Here is a 17,904-nt window from a genome sequence, read left to right on the forward strand (position 1 = left end):
CCTTATACCTCTCCGAGTCTCAGCAGACTTTGCTGCATGCTTTTAACACTGTTCAGAACATCAACATTAGTTTCGAAACCGCGCGACGCCGACATCATGTCCGCCATCTCCTCCACCACGTTGACATCCGGGTAGTAGACATAGCCATCCGTATTTGCCATCGGGTTATGCGGCTCATAACGCTGTACGGCATTGCCGGTTTCGACAACATCCATCACCTGGACGCGCGCGCCGGTTAACGCCCTGCTATTCATTAACTCATCATTCTTATAAACCGCAGCAAACACCGGACGACGGGCTTTATAGACGCCGTCTTCGGTGGCGGAGGCGGTTTCCGCATTAGCGAGGTTACTGGCGATGGTATTCAGACGAACGGTTTGCGCCGTCATCGCCGACCCCGAAACGCGATAAATATCGGTAAAAGCCATATTCCGTTATCACCTGCGTAGGATTACTTACCTTCAATGGCCTTTTTCAGGCCCGTGAATTTCATGTTTAAAAATGCCAGGCTCATCTGATAATCCTGGGTATTCTTCGCAAACTCAGCCTGCTCGACGTTCAGCGCAACGGTGTTGCCATCGGAAGAGGGCTGATAAGGCACGCGGTACATCTCTTGCGGCGCTGACGGATTCGAAAAACTCCACGATGAACGTTGCATCTCAGCGGCAAAATCAATATCTTTAGCCTGGAAATTGGGGGTATCGACGTTTGCCAGATTGGCTGACAGCAACTCTGCTCGGGAAAGTCGAAGCGCTACAGCCTGTGGATGAACGCCCAATGCTTTGTCAAAAGTAATACTCACAACTCACACCCTCGTGATGCTAAACCTGCAATGATCTGCTTCCCTGTATAGCAATATTCATGCCAAGGTTTTAACATCATGATTTTTAATGGCTTTATTGGTTTTATCTCTTCCCGGGTGAAGCGTTGTTTCCGCCCTGGAACGTTATCCTTCCTGCTGATGCTTTTTACAGCGCTGCCATCCTTCGCCGCCCCGGAAAAAGTGCAGAGCGCGCGTAAGCAGGTCACTGCCGCCGTTCAACATCACGCAGCGCAAGCCCTTCGCCAGGAGGCCGGGCGCCGCAAGTGGCCCGAGTACCAGGCGAAGATGAACCTGTTTATCCCTTCCGACGTCTCCCGGTACGCTCCCTGCCCTGACGCGCTAACCGTGTCGCTGCCCGGCGGCGAACGCATCGATCTCAACCGCCTGCGTTTTGATGTGCGCTGTGAAGGGCCGCAAGGCTGGGATGTCGCCGTCACCGTCAAACCGGATGTCTATCTTCCGGTGGTGATCGCCAAAAATTCACTGGAGCGCGGCCAGGTGTTATCCGCCAGCGACGTATCCATCAAAAAGCTCAACATCAGCAGCACGCGCGGCAACTACCTCACCGACCCGGATGAGGCCATTGGGCTGACCGTGAAGCGCCGCATTCGTGAACTACAGCCGATCACCCTGACGCAACTGGAATCTCCGGTGCTGGTTGAACGCGGTCAGCGCGTTCTGATGATCGCCGAACAGGGAGGCGTAGAGGCCCGTACGATGGGGGAAGCCATGAAAAAGGGACGTAAAGGCGAAATGATTAAGGTGAAAAATGAGAGCAGCGAGCGGGTGGTCAGCGCAATTGTCGCGGACGCTGGCGTCGTCAAAATGGTCTACGCCAGCGGAAACTAAAAATATTCATTTGCGGTTTAAGTTTTACCGGCAGCAGGCCGCTCTTTAACGGTGAGGGCATCGGAAGCCCTCCTTCCGCAGGGCAGGATTCATCCGCAACCATAACGAAAAGATGAAAAAGAGGCGAAGCGATGAAAGTAGTAGCGAATCAATACAATCTGGCAACCGCAATCAACAAGAGCAGCGCCGCAGAACAGACCCGCACTGTCGCTCAGGAAGGCACGAAAATTGAGCGCAGCGCCGCGATCGATCCGGTACTGGGCGATGCGCAAACACAACTCTCTGCGCTGCCGGAAGTGGATATGGCGCGCGTAGCTGAAATGAAAGACGCTATCAGCAGCGGTAAAATCGCGGTTAACCTCGATTCGCTGACGGATGCGATGCAGAAGTATTTCCAGAGGTAATTATGACTAACGCCGCTCAGAGCGTTAAAACACTGATACAGGACATGGCCGAAGACCGTAAGCATTACCATGTCCTGAATGATTTACTCATACAGCAGCGCGACCACATTATTGCGCGCCGCGCCGCAGAGCTTGACGTGCTGAACGCGCAAATCATGGCGTGCTACCAGCACTTGTCGCAGCACAGTCAGCAACGTTATCGCCTGCTTGAGCGGTTAGGCATTAACGCCAACGCGCAGGGCATGCAAACGCTCATTGCCCGCCTGCCTGCCGCCCACCAGCCTTCCGTTTCCGCTCTCTGGCAAAGTCTCCAGCAACAGGTCGCGCAATGTCAGGCCACCAATGAATACAACGCCATGCTGATGAATATGCAGCAGGAGATTCTGACCAATCTGTTGAATATCAGCGAACCCGAAAACTGGCTGTATCAGCAGGGGTAATGCGCTGTAATTTATTGATTTGTAGCTTTGTTCCGTTTGCGTTCTATCCGTAATTTTCATCGAGGCCAATATTATGGGGCAATTACGACGCTTCAACCTTCCCCACCTGATTCGTCACTATCGTGTTACTCATGTAATTGAAACAGGTTTTGGTAAAGGTGCATCAAGTGTATATGCCTTACGCTCAGGTGCTGAAGAAGTTTATTCCTGTGAAATCTATAAACCGTTATTTGATGCCGCGCCAAAAATAGACAATCTGCATCTGTACAATGAAGACAGCCTGACATTTTTGTCCCATGAAGAAATTAAACGCACTCTTTTCATCAAGCGCGCCGTTGTTTTTCTGGATGCACACTTCCCCGGCGCGGATTTTAAATTCGAGGACTACCAGAGCAATAAATACAATGAGGAAACGCGCCTTCCTCTGCTCAATGAGTTACGCCAGCTAAAAGAATTTGCGGATAATGCGCTGATTATTATTGATGATAGCCGTATCTATCTTCGCGTTATGCATGAGGCCACCGGCTGCAAAGCGCTCCCTCCTCCCACAGAAGACGCTGAGAACGCGTTTCTGGAAGCGCTTGAGGCCTATAGCGGGACGCATATCATCAAACATTATCCCGATGACCAGGGCTACGTTGTACTTTGGCCTAAAAGCTGGCGAGAATTCGGCGTTAACACCCATATTCTGGCAGGAGACCGGACTGCCGCCCCCGTATTTCGAACGGGGATACCAGGAACAACCTGTATGTCAATTAACAGGCGATTGCTTGATGCGCGTTTCAGTACTCGCTGGCTGTCAGGAAAAGGTCTGGATATTGGCGGCGGCGATGACAGTATTGCGTTGTATCAAAGCCTGTTTCCTTTAATCCAATCAATAACCGTATTCGATCTTCAACAAGGTGACGCGCAGTATTTAGCCAGAGTACCGGATAACGAATTTGATTTCGTTTATTCAGGGCATTGCCTGGAGCATGTTATGGACCCCTACGTCGCGCTGCCTCATTGGTTAAGGGTCGTAAAACCCGGCGGTCATCTGGTTTTAACCATTCCAGACGAAGATTTATACGAGCAAGGCGTTTGGCCATCAACCTTCAACGACGATCATAAACATACTTTTACGCCCTTTAAGCATCGGAGCTGGTCGCCTGTTTCCGTCAACGTATTATCGTTATTACAAACCCTGCCAGGGAACTTCAGCATTGAGAAAATAGAGAGGCTGAATCATAGCCATTTAAAAGGTATGCCTCGATTCGATCAAACGCGGACGGCGTTTGCTGAATCCGCAATTGAGATAATCATCCAAAAGCTGAAATCATAGCAACAGGGAGAGTAGCCAATGAATCACCCTGTCGTATCGATTATTTTGCCGGTCTACAATGTCAGCGCATACCTTGAGCGCTGCCTTGATTCACTCGTTGCGCAGACCTGGCGGCATCTGGAAATTATCGCGGTTAATGACGGTTCGACAGATAACTCCCGGGATATTCTGGCGCGTTATCAGAGCCGTCTGCCGGGTATGCGTATCGTTGACCAGGAAAACAGAGGACTTGCCGAGGCCCGCAACGCCGCGTTAGCAAGCGCATCAGGTGAATATATTTATTGCCTGGACTCTGACGATCATATCGCTTCGGATGGTATCGAAACCATTGTGCGCGAAATGGAAAAGCATCACCTGGATGTCCTGTTTTTCTCCACCCATCTGGAATTTCACCTGCACCATATCAGCAACAATATGGTTTCCGGGTATTATCAACGGCCGCGTAATCTGATTAATAAAACATTTCATGCCGAAACGTTCTTTAATCACTGCATTACCGAACGCGCCCGAACAGGACACGGTTACTCCGTTGTGGTCTGGGGATATACCTGGCGGCGAAAAACATATGCTCATATGCGGTTTAAGACACCGTTTTTTGAGGATGAATACTTCACCACCGAATTGCTGCTCAGCGTGCCCGACGCAAAAGTAAGGTGCCTTGCCGACAGACTGTATTTCCATACCATTCGTAACGGCTCAATCACCACTTCCAGCAGCAAAGCAAAACGCGCGCTGGCTATCCTTGATACCTTCCGACTGCTGCTTCCCCGGGCCGGAAATATCAGCAATCCCCAAACCGTACAATGTTTAAACCGATATACGGGTATGCTATATCAGGATGCGATAATCCGTAATTTGCCCGAAACGCTGCCTTTATTTTCCGCACAGAAGATGATTCACTATCTGGCATCCATTTTTCATGAACTGTATGTAGACACGCCAACAGAGAATGGGCTTGTGTTGCTGCATGCCTTGATTAACCAAATTGCTCGCGACAGCAATATTATTGATGAGAGCGAATTCATCGCGCTATCAGGCAGAATTGAACTGGCGATAAAGAACAAAAGAAGAATATTAGCCGAAGGTTTTTAGTCTTCATACCACGCTATTTAGCAATACGATTGGCTATGCCGCATAGCCAATCGCTTTTACCAGATATTCCTTCAGGAACCGGCACGACAAGAAATAACGTTATTCCTGGAGCGATAAAACAAAACTGACCATTTGGGTATACAGCATCGCCGGTTCATATTGTCGCAGACAACGGAAAGGGGTTTTATGAACGCACCAGTTTGCAAATTCCTGAGTCGTCGGCACATCAAAAGGGCGTTTAAGCACGGTGGTGAAAATGACATCGTTCATCAGCAAACGCGCACATGGCCCATGGCTACAGGCGAGATCAATTCCCATACAACGCCAGCCCGCTTCCCCATAACGAAACGGCAACCGGTGTTCCGCAGCCACGGTTGAATAGAGGGCTACCACAGGGATATCTGTTGCCGCCGCAAGCATGACCGGCCCTGAATCACAGGAAACCAGCATGTTCGCTCGCTGCATAAGCGCAACCGTTTCCAGCGCTGAAAAGCGGTCAATGGCATTGATAACCCCGGCCGGATACGCTTCCGCCATCGATTTTCCCGCCTCAGAGTTGTTATTGCTCCCAATGAACACAACTTGCCACCCCGTTTGCAGCCACATTTGCGCCAGCTCATGCCAGTTATTTTGCGGCCAGGTCCGGTTTGGGTGCCCAATATTAGGGTGCATTAATAACACCGGCGCGTTCTCTAATTTATGTTGCTGCCAGAACGCGTCAACGGCACTGTGGGCAGATTCTGGAATGACCAAATCGAGGTGTTTATCCGCTGCGGACGCCTCAAGCCCTGCCTGCGCGAGAAAAGCATCGATCATATGTCGCGGTCTGAGCGCATGGGCCCAATGCGTAAAGTCAAAGAGTCGCCCTTGCGCCTGCGCCCGCTGAATGCATTGATGCTGCTCCGCACTAAGAGAGTCCACCGGCCAGACCTCGCTGATATGCGGGCATGCCCGCGCCAGCGCGCTAAAGTGCGGCTGGCTCAACATAATGATGCTCGCGCCTGTTTTATTTTTGATGGCTCTGCACGCTGCCAGGAGATACAGGGTATCTCCCATTGCAGCATTAAGATGTAAATAAACAGTATCCATATGATTTATTACAACAGCGACAACCCGCACAGCAGGCTGTAGTCAGAGGTATGCGCCGCATTCGCGGAGAACGGATTCTGCTGCTGCCACCCCTTCAGCGCGTTAATCAGCAGCACGACATCATCCTGCGTCAGCGCTCCCTGTTCGCAGCGGATTGCGCACAGCATTTTGATCTGGAAGAACTGGTTGGCCAGCCCCAGTAGCGCCTCACCGTAGTTGGTGCATTGAATGCCGGGGAATACATCGTTATACAGTTGATAAATCAGCGCATTACGCAGGATGTGTGGCTGTTCATCAAACAGCGGAATGGTTGACCAGAGCGATTCCAGTTGCTGAAGACGATCCGCCAACCGCGCTGGCTGCATCACCGACAGCTCGCTCATTTTCAGCGCCACGCTCATTTTTTCAGTCAGCGGCAGATTCAGATTCAGGCGTACCCGGCCCATCTCTTTTAGCGCGGCAATGCGGTTTTCAGCAATCGGAGGCAACAGCGCAAACTGCTGTGTCAGCACGCCCTGTTCTGCCAGCATTGCCAGTTGCTCTCCCATAGAGGACAGCAGGGCCGGATCGTGCTCGCCGCCGTCCAGATACTGCTGCGCCTTACTCAGCAAAACGCCGATCGCATACAGGCTGCCTTCCAGCGACAGCGCAGGATGTACCGCCAGGTTAATACATTGCTGGTTCAGGGTTTCGCTCCAGGCGGATAACTCATCTTCGCCCTGCGCCTCCCCTTGCGAGGTGTGCAGGATAAAGGCCTCCGGGTTAAGCAGCATCTCTCTGGCCGCCGCTTCACAGGTGATATCCAGACTTTCACGCTGCTGGTTTTTCAGCTTCACGCTAATACGCGGCCAGTTTTGCTGCGCATGCTGGCAAGCCGGGCACTGGCACGGGGTTTCTCGCGCATCAAAGCGTGACACAAATTCAGGTTGGTAATGTTCTATCAGTTCCATGTTTGCTCTCTCCAGGCGTATTCTGGCCTGCGGTTAGCGGTGTTTACGGAAAAACCAGTGCGTACAATCGATGATTTCGCCACTTTTAGGGTCCGGGTGATGTTGCAGGAAGGCAAAGCTCGGGCTGAATCCCAGCCACAAATCCCCCTTATTCATTAATGCCGCCCAGCAGCGATCCAGGCTTGCCGGATAGTCCATCGCCTGGCGATAGGCGTCCAGCAGGGCATCGTAATAACCTGCGTTAACGGCATACGCGCAGCCGCAGCCCGCGTTATAGATCCGCGCTACGCCCTTCAATGACTGGGTGAGCGTAAAGTTTTCATAGCGCCCGCCGAGCAGAAGCACCTGCCAGTTAAGCTGGTTCAGGCCATTCAGCAGCTTGTTGATGTCGTTAACGGCGTTCTCTTTTTTGACGAACTGCACGTCGGCATCCAGCAGCAGCACATTTTTCCAGCCTTCTTTCTGCGCCCGCTCAAGCACCTGGCAGTGCGTTGCCAGTTCCGCCCGTTCCGCCGACGCCTCCGCGTTTTTCGCTACCGGCCAGATCTGTTCGCCGCGCAGGCCAAAATCCAGTAAAGCCTCGCAGCGACGGGCCAGCTCCGCCTCTTTTGCCGGGTCGTAGAGCACCGCCACCTTTTCAAAAGCCTGCCAGTTCACCTGAACATTCAGCGGCGCATGACTCAGTCGACGGTAGTGCGCCAGCAAGTTCGCGTCATCGACAATGTCTTCCAGCGTCAGATCCACCGGCGTGGAGCTGCCCATGATGAAATCTTTGTCATAGGTATTGCTGCTGTGCGAAATACAGAGAATGGCGCGCTTCGGATCTATCTGGTGAACCGGCGTGGTAAAGCCTTTCAGGAATCCCGTCTCTTCCGCTTTTGTCGCATCGTCGTCATAACGATTTTTTTTCAACAAATTGCGGTGATACCCAAAAGTGCCGTTCAGCGCATGTCTCGGCCCGAAAGGGTGCGTGATATAGATTTTGTCCAGATGGCTGTACCAGATATAAATCTGATCGCTGCCGGAGAACAGCGCGTTGCTGGCCTGCATCTGCGCCACCTGCCAGGAAATTTTATCCGGCGGGTAATAATCGTCATCGTCAAAACACAGGATGTACTCTCCCTGCGCCATCGCATTGAGCATGTTACGTTTTTGCCCCAATACCAGACGCGCTTCACTGTGGACATAACGCACGTTAGGCTGCGACGGGTCCGTCATCATCTCAATCAGATCGGCATTGCTGACCGGAGAATCATCCAGAATAATCAGTTCGCGTTTGTCGGCCGGATAGTCCTGGTACTGCCAGATATACAGCAGATACGGCAGGAACTCGCGTCGGTTATACGTCGGGCAGACGACGCTAACGAACGGCGTGCTGTGAACGCGCGCCGTCTGCTGACGGTGAATCAGCGTCCCCATCAGAGAACGCGAAGACGTTTGCGGGAAACCCGGTTTGTTTCTTTTCATAGCGCTTATCGTTGACGAATCAGACGTTGTTGACGCAGCCAGCACTGGGCAGAGAGCGAATCGGTCATTTTCTGTTCCCGACGGTTGATTTCAGCCTGCCGGTCAGCGCGTTTAGCGTCGAGAACCAGCTCAATGCTTTTTTCCCGCTTCGCCTCCGCCAGCAGGTTGCCCTGAATTTTTTGCGCTTCCAGGTGCGCCAGCGCCTGCTCCTGTTTTTGCCAGTCGATAATGCGTTGAATGTTATGTTTATATTTCGACTGGTTAATCATCATGGCCGCACTGTTGGCGCTCTGGGACACCAGACCCGCAGCAAGTGACGTCAGCGTATCGATATTTTTCTCAAACCGTTGGCACAGCTGGTTTTGCGATGCCAGCTTCGTGCTTAAGTCTTCTACCGCGCGGGTGCGCAGCAGGTGAAGTTGCTCAAGCGTAGAAATCAGTTTGCTCATCGTGCATTACCCTGCCTGCGCCAGGGCGCACAGATCGCTGATTGTCGGCTCAAGCAGCGCGGCATCCTGGACTTCCTGTTGTAAGAATTGATTGATCGCGGGCGAAAGGCGTACCGCTCTGTCTGCCAGCGGATCGGCGCCTGCAACGTATCCCCCCAGCGGGATCAGCGGTTTAATACTTTGGTATTCGGCATACAGCTGTTTCAGCGTGCGGGCGGCGAGCTGGTGCTCACGCTCCGTCACCTGACTCATACAGCGGCTGATAGACTGGCCGACATCAATCGCCGGATAATGCCCGGCCTCGGCAAGGTGGCGCGAAAGCACGATATGCCCGTCAAGCACCGCGCGGGCGCAGTCCACAATCGGATCTTGCTGATCGTCCCCTTCCGCCAGCACCGTATAGATCGCGGTCATCGATCCCTCGCTTTCGCTGTTTCCGGCGCTTTCAACCAGCCGCGGGATCATCCCAAACGCCGACGGCGGATAGCCTTTGGTCGCAGGTGGTTCGCCAAGCGACAGGGCGATTTCGCGCTGCGCCATCGCGTAACGCGTGAGGGAATCCACCAGCAGCAGAACGTCTTTCCCTTTATCGCGGTAATAGCTGGCAATGGTGTGGCATAACTCGGTGGCTTTAATGCGCATCAGCGGCGATTCATCCGCTGGCGCGGCGACAATCACCGACTTCGCCAGCCCTTCAGCCTGCAAAGCATTTTCAATAAACTCTTTGACTTCACGGCCTCGCTCACCGATCAGTCCTACCACCACGACTTCCGCCCGGGTGTAACGCGTGATCATGCCGAGCAGAACGCTTTTACCGACGCCGCTGCCCGCCATCAGCCCGACGCGCTGGCCTTTACCAATAGTCAGCAAGCCGTTGATGGCGCGAACGCCAACGTCCAGCGGCGCATGAACAGGCTGACGCTTAAGCGGATGCACCTGCGGAAGCTGCTGTGCTAACAGCGTATCTCCGCCGAGCTTTCCTTTATTATCAAGAGGTTCGCCAAGACCGTTTACCACGCGTCCCAGCCACTGATCGCCGATCATAACCCCTTCAGTTTTGCCTGCGGGAAACACGCGGGCGCCAGCGATCAGGCCAGAGGGATGCTTGAAGGGCATCAGGTAGGTCACGTCACGATCAAAGCCAACCACCTGCGCATCCATCATCTCCTGATCGACGCTTTCAACGTGGCACATCTGCCCTACCGCCAGACGACAACCGACGCACTCCAGCAGAATGCCGTTGACCCTGACCAACCGCCCGGCGACGCGCGCCAGATCGATCTGCTCGATAGAGCGCAGCGCCTCTTCAAAATCAAGGCTGCTCATGCGGCGATTCCGGCAGCAAACTGTTTTTCAGTACATCTACGCACTGATCGAGACGGTGCTGACAGCCCACATCCATCTCCGTGGTATCGGTGATAACGCGGCACTCTCCCGGCTCCAGAGAAGGATCGGCAACCAGTCCCCACTCACGCGCTTTCTCCGGTTCGGCCTCGCTGATGCGCATAAATTCTTCGCTGTTCAGCTGAACACGCACCTGCTCCGGCTGATGCGGCAGGCTGGTCAACGCCTCTTCCACCAGCGCCAGCAGTTGCGTCGGGTGCAACGCCAGTTCACAGCGGATCACCTGGCGGGTCACTTTTTCCACCAGTTGCAGCAACTCTTCGCGGCGACGCTGCTCGTAACGATCCAGGTAGTTCCGCACCTCTGCGGTCAGGCGTTCAAACGGGGCGGCGGCGTCCAGGAACTGTTGGCGCGCCTGCTGTTTACCTTCAATCAGCCCTTTGCGCATCCCTTCGTCAAAACCAAGACGAATGCCTTCCTGGTAGCCCTCTTCCCGGCCTTCTTCCATCCCCTGGGCAAACCCCCGGTTCATCCCTTCCTGGAACCCCTCTTTTACCTGTAACTGGTAGTCGGCGGGGTCCAGCGTCGGTGCGGCGTCTTCATCAGCGACAACACCGGCAGGCATCCTGCGATTACGCAGGGGCGGGAAGCGGTATAAGCGCGGCTTAACCACCGCCTGGCGGCTGGCGGTCAGGGCATCCAGCGGTAAACTCCGTTTCTTGAACATGGTTTACTCCACCGTCTGCTCGGCAAACAGTTGCACCTGAATTTCACCTTCTTCAGCCAGCTGGCGCACAACCTGCATGATCTCTTTGCGCACCTGCTCTATACGGCTGATCGGCACTGGCCCCAGGCGGGTCGTGGTGCTTTGCAGCAGCGTGACCTGGCGTTTCGGCATCACGTTAAAGATGGCCTGACGCAGAACCGGCTCCGTCCCTTTCAGGGCTACCGCCCACTCTTCGATCGGGATTTCATCCATCAGACGCTGCAACGTCACCGGCGTCTGACGACTGAGAATGTAGAACTCGTACATCTCGTCTTTCAGATCTTCGACCACTTTCTCATCGCGCTCGCGCAGTTGATCCAGCAGCTGTTGCTGATTGCTGGGGATACGGTTAACGATGTTGGCGGCATGTTTGAGGCCAATCACTTTTGAACCATGCTCGGAAAGCACTGCGACGCCGCGATCGATCAGTCTGTCCAGTTCGTCGATAACGTCACGGTTGATGTCGTCCAGACGCGCGACGCGATAGATAATTTCATCCTGCCGTTCTTGCGGCAGAACGCTTAACACGCTGGCGGCAATATCCGGTGGCAGGAAGGCGAGAAAAACGGCCTGGAGCTGGAGATGTTCCTGCTCAATCAATGCCGCCAGCTGTGGGATATCGACCCATTGCAGGCGTGCCATACGGTAGCGAATTTCATCGCCGTAGATACCGTTGATCACGCTGCGGGCAATCTCACCGCCCAACGCTTTTTCCAGAATGCTGCGCAGATACGTGCGTGAGGCGCCGTTGATCCCGCTTTGTTCGCGGTAATCAGAGAAAAAATTGTTCATTGCCAGACGCGCCTGATGCACCTTCACATCATGGAGACGCGCCATCGTTTCGCTCAACAACATAACCTCTTCGCGGTTCAGCTTCTGCATCACCTGCGCGGCGGCCTCTTCGCCTACGCTCATCAGCAGGATCGCCGCCTGCTCCAGACGGCTGCGCCCGGCTGAGGCTGAGTGGTTTTTATCATTCCGGCTTACTGTTGCTTCGGTCATTGCTGTTGATCCATTGTTTCAGTACTTCTGCTACGCGCTCGGTTTCGCTCTGGGCCAACAGCTGGAGGAATTCCACTTTGGCTTCCAGGCCGGAGCTTTGCGGCGGCAGCAGATCTTCATTATTGTTGAACGCCGCTTTCGACAGGCTGGCGAACTCGTCATCGTTCATCACCACCCCATTGTCAGGCGCTTCCAGCTCTTTCTTCGTCGCCTCGCCATCCAGGGTGATCGGGTCGCGACGTCCAAAGCGCTGTACCAGCGGGCGAACGCCAAACAGCAATGTCAGCAAGGCCAGCAGCCCAATTCCGCCATTCTGTCCCCAGTACTGCATGGAAGGGTCCTGCCACCATTTCAGGTCTGGCATGACATCGTCTGCCGGGGCCGTGAAGGTCAGAACATCCAGCGTTAAGGCATCGCCGCGCGCTTTTTCGATACCCGCCGCGCTTTCCACCAGGCGCGTCATCGACGTCAGTTGTTCCGGCGTAATTTTCGCCAGCGCAGGAGCGGCCTGGTTCAGCACCACCGCGACACTCAGTTTTTCCAGCTTGTAACCCGGGTGGCGGATATGGCGAATATCACGATCAAACGCGTACTTACGCTGTTCCTGGCTGCGGCTGGAAAGCGAGCGCGGGTCGGTGTTATTCGCGGCGTTTGCAGCGTTTTCAGCGGGCGGATTGCCCTCCGCCGGGTTGGCGGGAGTCTGCGGCGTCGGGTTGACCGGACGGTTACTCAGCGAGCCGGGAATGCCAAACGCCATTTCATTGGTGGTGTTTTCCTGGCTCAGTTGTTCATCGCTGACGCGCGGATCTTTACCCAGCCGTTCCTGAGTCTCTTCCACACGGCTTAAATCTACGGTCGGCGCGACGCTGATACGGAAGTTGCCCGGCCCCACTAACGACGTCAGCAGGCTGGTGATATTTTTCGTGGTATCCTCGCGAATGCGCTGCATGACGTCATCGCCCATGCGCTTGCTCGTCATGCCGCCATCCGGGCCTTCGATGCCGTCAGACAACAAATTACCGCTCTGATCGACCACCCGCACCGCGCCAGGTTGCATACCCGGTACGCTTCCGGCCACCAGTTGAATGACAGAAGCGACCTGCTGCTCATCCAGTTTTCTGCCATAGTGCAGTTGCACCATGACCGATGCGCTGCTGGTCGGTTTATTGGTCAATACAAAGGAGCTGGACTCGTTAAGCCCAAGATGGACGCGCGCGTTTTCCACGGGGTCCAGCGCCATGATGCTCTTCGCCAGTTCCCCTTCCAGGCTACGTTTGTAACGGACATTCTGAATAAACTGGCTGCTGCCGAGCATCTCTTCTTTGTCCATCAACTCGTAGCCATCGGGCGTCGCCGCGCTGATGCCTTTTGCCGCCAGCGCCATTCGCGCCTGCGGCAGTTTGCTTTCGCTCACCAGAATCTGGCCATTGTCCGGGTTAATGCGGTAAGCGATGTTTTCTGCCCCCAGAACGTCCACCACCTGTGACACCGGCAGATGTTCCTGCGAACCATAGAGCGCGACATAACCCTGATTGCGGTTCCACAGCGACAGAATAATCGCGGCCGCCAGCACCACGCCGCCCACAATCGCCATGAGCTGGGGCTTATTCAGACCGGATGGCACCGACACGGAAGGGAGACGACTTTTAATCTTAGTAAGCACGGTTAAAACCTTAGAGCGGAATATTCATTACTTCGTCCAGTGCCGTGGTGAGCTTATTACGCACCTGCATCATGGCCGAAAAAGCCACGCTGGCTTTCTGACTTTCGATCATCGCACCGGCTAAGTCGTCGCTCAGCCCCATATCAATCGCTTTTTGCTTTGCGCCTGCGCTGTGTTGAATCGCATCGACGTTATCGATAGCGTTATTCAGCGCGCCCGCAAAGGAAATCGGTTCACTGACGCCAAACGCGTTGCTGGCGGGAGCGATAGTTAAAGAGACGTCAACCGAACCGGCTGACGCTAATGAAGCGGTTTGCTGCATTCTGTTCAGCAACGCCTGGTGTGTCGTGTTAATGCCTGCGGCAGTAATCTTATCCATTCATCAATCCTTCCTGGCCTCAGGAATAACATTCAATATCAATACCCTCGTCGCGCATGGAGGCGAGACGATAACGTAGAGCGCGTGGGGTGATGCCTAAAAACTCTGCGGTTTTGGATTTGTTGCCTTTATGGCGTTTAAGCAGATCGATGATGTACTGGTATTCCGCCAGCCGTCCGTGCAGTTTGACATCGCGGATCGACGGGTTGCCCGTCTCCTGCTCGCGATAGGCAGGCATCATTTCGATAACCGCCGCTTCAGGCTGGGAAACGCGAACGGCCAGGCCAAAGTCGGCGGCGTGAATCTCTTCGCCGTTGCACAAAATCATGCCGCGCTGAATCACATTCTCCAGTTCACGGACATTACCCGGCCAGTCGTATCTGAGCAGGACGGTACGCGCCTCATCGCTCAGACGCAGATCGCCTTTATGAAAAGCGCGGTATTTAGTGATAAAACGCTGGGCCAACGGCAGGATGTCCTGCCTGCGTTCACGCAGCGGCGTAATATGAATAGGCACGACGGAAATACGGTAGAAAAGATCCTGGCGGAAACGGCCTTCGGCAATTTCCTGCTGCAAATCTTTATTTGTAGAAGCGATCAGGCGAATATCCAACGGAATACGCTTATGGCTTCCCAGACGTTCAACTTCCTGCTCTTGCAATACGCGCAGTAATTTTGCCTGCAACGCCAACGGCATATCGCCAATCTCATCAAGCAGCAGTGTGCCGCCATTAGCCTGCTCAAATTTACCGGCGACACTCGCAACAGCGCCGGTAAACGCGCCTTTCTCGTAACCAAATAAAATGGCTTCCAGCATACTCTCTGGAATAGCTGCACAGTTAACGCCGACATACGGGGCGTCACTGCCGCAGGCATTCTCGTGAATGTATTTGGCGATACACTCTTTCCCTGTTCCCGTTTCGCCCGTAATCAGTACTGATACATTATACTTAGCAACGCGACGCGCTAACGACATTACGCTAACGCTGGCAGGAGAAACGGCGATAAAGCCATTTCTATTACGATCTTCGCATTCAATGATAATACTCATTTAGGTGTACCAACAGAAAAAACAAAATAAGAAATATGCTGTTCAGCCATTATTCAAAGCATCTTTTAAAAACATCACAAACCCAGTTTGTTAATGGGTTTTTATAAGATGTTAATAAAAATAAACAGTTTTTTTAACTCATGAATCAGGCAACTTTCATAAAGTAAAGGCAGTATACGTAGCGAATAGGAATTGTCTTGTTTTTAATGGGTATTAAAATATTAATCTATAAAAATCAATAAATTAAAAAAGTTATTAATGAGAAAATCCCTAGAGAAATAATGGATTAATAACCCCTTGATGCTTGCAATAGCAGGGTTAAGATTGTCTAATCTACATCCTGACGTAATGTGTGAGAGTTTTCGACAGCGACGTTTCTTCTGTGTTGCTCAAGAGCGACACATAATTTTTAAAACTCAAATACCTCCAGGAAATTTTACGGTTCACGCTACACAACAACCAAAAAGTGGCGTTATTTTTCATCTAAACTTTTGGTAACCCGGAATAATCATGAACCCTGCATCACAGCGAGTCAGAATTCATCAGAGAAAGGATTTACCTTCTCTGGTAAAGCTCGACACCAGTAAACTCGGTCGGCCGTGGCACAAGTTACCCAAGTTGATGAATGACAGTTTTGACATACTTGATGCACGCCTGAGCATTTATTTTCTGAAGAAACTCCGTGTTAATGCCGCGTTGAAGTCGATGACCTTCGCAATCGACCAGCAATATAAGAATGCGCAGGTTTTTTCGACGCCTTACGGAAATGTCGCCTTTGTTATTGATCGCATCTTATTGCTGAACATCCTTCATGATTATTACGGTTTAAGTAAAGACAGCAGCCATGTTGCACCAGATGAATCGTTGCGTGTGACAAAAACAGAAGAGCGCCTGAGAAGTAAACTGGGTCAGGAACTCACGCAACTGGTGATTTGCAAAGAAACCTTTGGCGAAAATCTCGATATTAAGGTCGATTATTCAACGGTCATTAGCCACTGGTCCTGGTGCATTACCTTTACCCTCGAAGGGTACGATCACGGCTCTTTTACCATTCTGCTCGATCACCACCATGTTGATCAGATGCTGGCGATACTCCGTTCGCCAGATGCGGCCGATAGCCGCGCCGTGAAAAGCGTGCCGCTGAACCCTGCGCAGATAGAACGGTTGTTCGACAGTCTGCCGTTAAAACTGAGCGGGCGTCTGGCCAGCCTGAACCTGACCGTCGCCCAGATTTCCGATATTAAACCCGGGGATATCATCCCCATCGCCATTAACGAACCTTTACCGGTATTTATCGGCAAAGAACAGATTTTTGAGGCTGCTATCGTTGAAGATCGTAGCAAGCTGTTTTTGTGCGATATCTATGATAAGACAACCGAGAAGCAATATGAGTGATTTGCAACACGAGCTAAGCCAGTCTCTTGACCTGGATGACCTGAACCTTAGCGATATGACGCAGGAAGACACCGTCGAAGGGAATATCCGCCTGGATTTGCAGCCTGAAACGCGCAACACCGCGATGACGGATATCCGTAAAATGGCGCTGTTTAGCCGCATTCCCGTGACGCTGACGCTGGAAGTCGCTTCCGTAAATATCTCGCTTGCTGAATTAATGTCAGTCAACAGCGATTCGGTGGTCGAACTGGACAAGATGGCGGGCGAGCCGCTGGACATTAAAGTGAACGGCATTCTGTTTGGTAAAGCAGAAGTGGTGGTGCTCAACGATAAATACGGCCTGCGAATCATTGAATTCAACGCCAAAGAACTCGGTGAGCTCACGCGATGAACCGCTTGTTTAACAGAAGCGGCATCGCTCTGCTGCTCCTGGGTTTTCTTGTCGCACAACCGGCACTGGCTGCAAATGGCGACATTACCCTCTTTAGCACCGCCGCCAACGGCGCAGGTCAGGATTACAACGTTAAAATTGAGATCCTGATCCTGATGACCCTGCTCGGCTTATTGCCGATCATGGTGCTGATGATGACCTGTTTCACCCGCTTCATTATCGTTCTGGCGATTCTGCGCCAGGCGCTCGGGCTGCAACAAAGTCCACCCAATAAAATTCTTACCGGGATTGCGCTGGCGCTGACATTGCTGGTGATGCGCCCGGTCTGGACCACGATTTATACTGACGCCATTGACCCTTTTCAAAAAGATGAAATCACGCTGAAACAGGCGCTGGCGAAGGCGGAAGTGCCGCTGAAGAACTACATGCTGGCCCAGACGAACAATAAAGCGATGGCGCAAATGATGAGCATCGCCGGGATCGAGGGCGATGCGCGCGAGCAGGATCTCACGATCGTGACTCCGGCCTATCTGCTGAGCGAACTGAAAACCGCCTTCCAGATCGGCTTTATGATCTATATCCCCTTCCTGGTGATCGACCTGATTGTCGCCAGTATCCTGATGGCGATGGGGATGATGATGCTCTCGCCGCTGATTGTCTCGCTGCCCTTTAAGCTGATGCTGTTCGTCCTGTGCGATGGCTGGACATTGATCGTCGGTACGCTGGCCTCCAGCGTTCAGGGTCTTTAGCGATGATGAACATGGACACGGCAGGCGACATCATGGCGACCGGCATCCATCTGGTGCTGCTGATTTCCGCCGTCGCCATTATTCCCAGCCTGATTGTCGGGCTGTGCGTCAGTATTTTTCAGGCCACCACGCAAATTAACGAACAGACGCTGAGCTTTCTGCCGCGACTGGTCGTCACCCTGGGCGTGCTGATCTTCGCCGGTAAGTGGATGCTGACGCAACTGGTGGATTTTACGATCCAGATCTTTCACCAGGCGGCGGCGCTGGTCGGTTAAGCGGC

The 17,904-nt window shown here is 53.0% G+C and carries 21 protein-coding genes; 9 read left to right on the plus strand and 12 right to left on the minus strand.

All coding sequences use genetic code 11. From position 1 onward, the window contains the following. Positions 1 to 2: 2 nt before the first annotated feature. A complete protein-coding gene (gene flgC / locus CKO_RS12250) occupies positions 3 to 428 on the minus strand; it encodes a flagellar basal body rod protein FlgC (RefSeq protein WP_012133700.1) in 426 nt (141 codons plus the stop codon). Positions 429 to 451: 23 nt separating this feature from the next. Continuing rightward, positions 452 to 802: a flagellar basal body rod protein FlgB gene (flgB, locus tag CKO_RS12255; protein ID WP_012133701.1), complete on the minus strand. Its 351-nt coding sequence runs from the start codon at positions 800 to 802 to the stop codon at positions 452 to 454. A 78-nt stretch (positions 803 to 880) separates the two neighbouring features. Between flgB and flgA the strand changes: the two genes are divergently transcribed. The 5 genes from flgA to CKO_RS12280 all read left to right on the plus strand — a co-directional run bounded on the left by flgA (position 881) and on the right by CKO_RS12280 (position 4,929). Next, on the plus strand, positions 881 to 1,672 hold the full coding sequence (gene flgA, locus CKO_RS12260; protein WP_012133702.1) for a flagellar basal body P-ring formation chaperone FlgA: 792 nt from the start codon (positions 881 to 883) through the stop codon (positions 1,670 to 1,672). A 131-nt stretch (positions 1,673 to 1,803) separates the two neighbouring features. Continuing rightward, positions 1,804 to 2,076 carry a flagellar biosynthesis anti-sigma factor FlgM gene (flgM, locus tag CKO_RS12265; protein ID WP_012133704.1) on the plus strand — a complete coding sequence of 91 codons (273 nt, stop codon included), beginning with the start codon at positions 1,804 to 1,806 and terminating at the stop codon, positions 2,074 to 2,076. A 2-nt stretch (positions 2,077 to 2,078) separates the two neighbouring features. Further along, positions 2,079 to 2,516 (plus strand): flagella synthesis protein FlgN, encoded by a 438-nt coding sequence (locus CKO_RS12270; RefSeq protein ID WP_012133706.1) that lies wholly within the window; start codon positions 2,079 to 2,081, stop codon positions 2,514 to 2,516. 73 nt (positions 2,517 to 2,589) lie between these two features. After that, positions 2,590 to 3,837 carry a class I SAM-dependent methyltransferase gene (locus CKO_RS23030; RefSeq protein ID WP_012133707.1) on the plus strand — a complete coding sequence of 416 codons (1,248 nt, stop codon included), beginning with the start codon at positions 2,590 to 2,592 and terminating at the stop codon, positions 3,835 to 3,837. Positions 3,838 to 3,855: 18 nt separating this feature from the next. Next, positions 3,856 to 4,929 carry a glycosyltransferase family 2 protein gene (locus CKO_RS12280; protein WP_012133708.1) on the plus strand — a complete coding sequence of 358 codons (1,074 nt, stop codon included), beginning with the start codon at positions 3,856 to 3,858 and terminating at the stop codon, positions 4,927 to 4,929. A 99-nt stretch (positions 4,930 to 5,028) separates the two neighbouring features. Here the strand turns inward: CKO_RS12280 and CKO_RS12285 are convergent, their stop codons facing one another. From CKO_RS12285 to CKO_RS12330, 10 genes are all read right to left on the minus strand, one after another. After that, the gene (locus tag CKO_RS12285; RefSeq protein WP_167316295.1) at positions 5,029 to 5,916 is read right to left on the minus strand and encodes a glycosyltransferase family 9 protein; all 888 of its coding nucleotides are present in this window, start codon (positions 5,914 to 5,916) and stop codon (positions 5,029 to 5,031) included. A gap of 110 nt (positions 5,917 to 6,026) precedes the next feature. Continuing rightward, positions 6,027 to 6,968, minus strand: a complete 942-nt coding sequence (locus CKO_RS12290) for a hypothetical protein (protein ID WP_012133710.1) — start codon at positions 6,966 to 6,968, stop codon at positions 6,027 to 6,029. A 33-nt stretch (positions 6,969 to 7,001) separates the two neighbouring features. Next, positions 7,002 to 8,435, minus strand: coding sequence for a glycosyltransferase family 2 protein (locus tag CKO_RS12295; RefSeq protein ID WP_024130631.1), 1,434 nt, complete (start codon positions 8,433 to 8,435; stop codon positions 7,002 to 7,004). Positions 8,436 to 8,440: 5 nt separating this feature from the next. After that, positions 8,441 to 8,884 (minus strand): flagellar export protein FliJ, encoded by a 444-nt coding sequence (gene fliJ / locus CKO_RS12300; RefSeq protein WP_012133712.1) that lies wholly within the window; start codon positions 8,882 to 8,884, stop codon positions 8,441 to 8,443. A 6-nt stretch (positions 8,885 to 8,890) separates the two neighbouring features. Then, positions 8,891 to 10,210 (minus strand): flagellar protein export ATPase FliI, encoded by a 1,320-nt coding sequence (fliI, locus tag CKO_RS12305; RefSeq protein ID WP_012133713.1) that lies wholly within the window; start codon positions 10,208 to 10,210, stop codon positions 8,891 to 8,893. Continuing rightward, positions 10,197 to 10,955 carry a flagellar assembly protein FliH gene (gene fliH / locus CKO_RS12310; RefSeq protein WP_012133714.1) on the minus strand — a complete coding sequence of 253 codons (759 nt, stop codon included), beginning with the start codon at positions 10,953 to 10,955 and terminating at the stop codon, positions 10,197 to 10,199. Before fliH ends, fliI begins: the two co-directional genes overlap by 14 nt. Positions 10,956 to 10,958: 3 nt before the next feature. Continuing rightward, positions 10,959 to 11,996, minus strand: coding sequence for a flagellar motor switch protein FliG (locus tag CKO_RS12315; protein ID WP_012133715.1), 1,038 nt, complete (start codon positions 11,994 to 11,996; stop codon positions 10,959 to 10,961). After that, on the minus strand, positions 11,968 to 13,659 hold the full coding sequence (gene fliF / locus CKO_RS12320) for a flagellar basal-body MS-ring/collar protein FliF (protein WP_024130632.1): 1,692 nt from the start codon (positions 13,657 to 13,659) through the stop codon (positions 11,968 to 11,970). The genes CKO_RS12315 and fliF overlap by 29 nt, the downstream gene beginning before the upstream one ends. A gap of 10 nt (positions 13,660 to 13,669) precedes the next feature. Next, a complete protein-coding gene (gene fliE, locus CKO_RS12325) occupies positions 13,670 to 14,038 on the minus strand; it encodes a flagellar hook-basal body complex protein FliE (protein ID WP_012133717.1) in 369 nt (122 codons plus the stop codon). Between the two features lie 19 nt (positions 14,039 to 14,057). After that, positions 14,058 to 15,089: a sigma-54 interaction domain-containing protein gene (locus CKO_RS12330; protein WP_012133718.1), complete on the minus strand. Its 1,032-nt coding sequence runs from the start codon at positions 15,087 to 15,089 to the stop codon at positions 14,058 to 14,060. 510 nt (positions 15,090 to 15,599) lie between these two features. Here CKO_RS12330 and CKO_RS12335 point away from each other — a divergent pair. The 4 genes from CKO_RS12335 to fliQ are packed head-to-tail and all read left to right on the plus strand — an operon-like array spanning position 15,600 to position 17,899. Further along, positions 15,600 to 16,484, plus strand: coding sequence for a FliM/FliN family flagellar motor switch protein (locus CKO_RS12335; protein ID WP_012133719.1), 885 nt, complete (start codon positions 15,600 to 15,602; stop codon positions 16,482 to 16,484). Further along, the gene (fliN, locus tag CKO_RS12340) at positions 16,477 to 16,875 is read left to right on the plus strand and encodes a flagellar motor switch protein FliN (RefSeq protein ID WP_012133720.1); all 399 of its coding nucleotides are present in this window, start codon (positions 16,477 to 16,479) and stop codon (positions 16,873 to 16,875) included. The genes CKO_RS12335 and fliN overlap by 8 nt, the downstream gene beginning before the upstream one ends. Beyond that, positions 16,872 to 17,624 carry a flagellar type III secretion system pore protein FliP gene (fliP, locus tag CKO_RS12345; RefSeq protein ID WP_012133721.1) on the plus strand — a complete coding sequence of 251 codons (753 nt, stop codon included), beginning with the start codon at positions 16,872 to 16,874 and terminating at the stop codon, positions 17,622 to 17,624. The genes fliN and fliP overlap by 4 nt, the downstream gene beginning before the upstream one ends. Before the next feature lie 2 nt (positions 17,625 to 17,626). Next, positions 17,627 to 17,899 (plus strand): flagellar biosynthesis protein FliQ, encoded by a 273-nt coding sequence (gene fliQ / locus CKO_RS12350; RefSeq protein ID WP_012133722.1) that lies wholly within the window; start codon positions 17,627 to 17,629, stop codon positions 17,897 to 17,899. The last annotated feature ends 5 nt before the right edge of the window (positions 17,900 to 17,904 follow it).

The sequence above is a fragment of the Citrobacter koseri ATCC BAA-895 genome (assembly GCF_000018045.1).
GTDB lineage: Bacteria > Pseudomonadota > Gammaproteobacteria > Enterobacterales > Enterobacteriaceae > Citrobacter_B > Citrobacter_B koseri.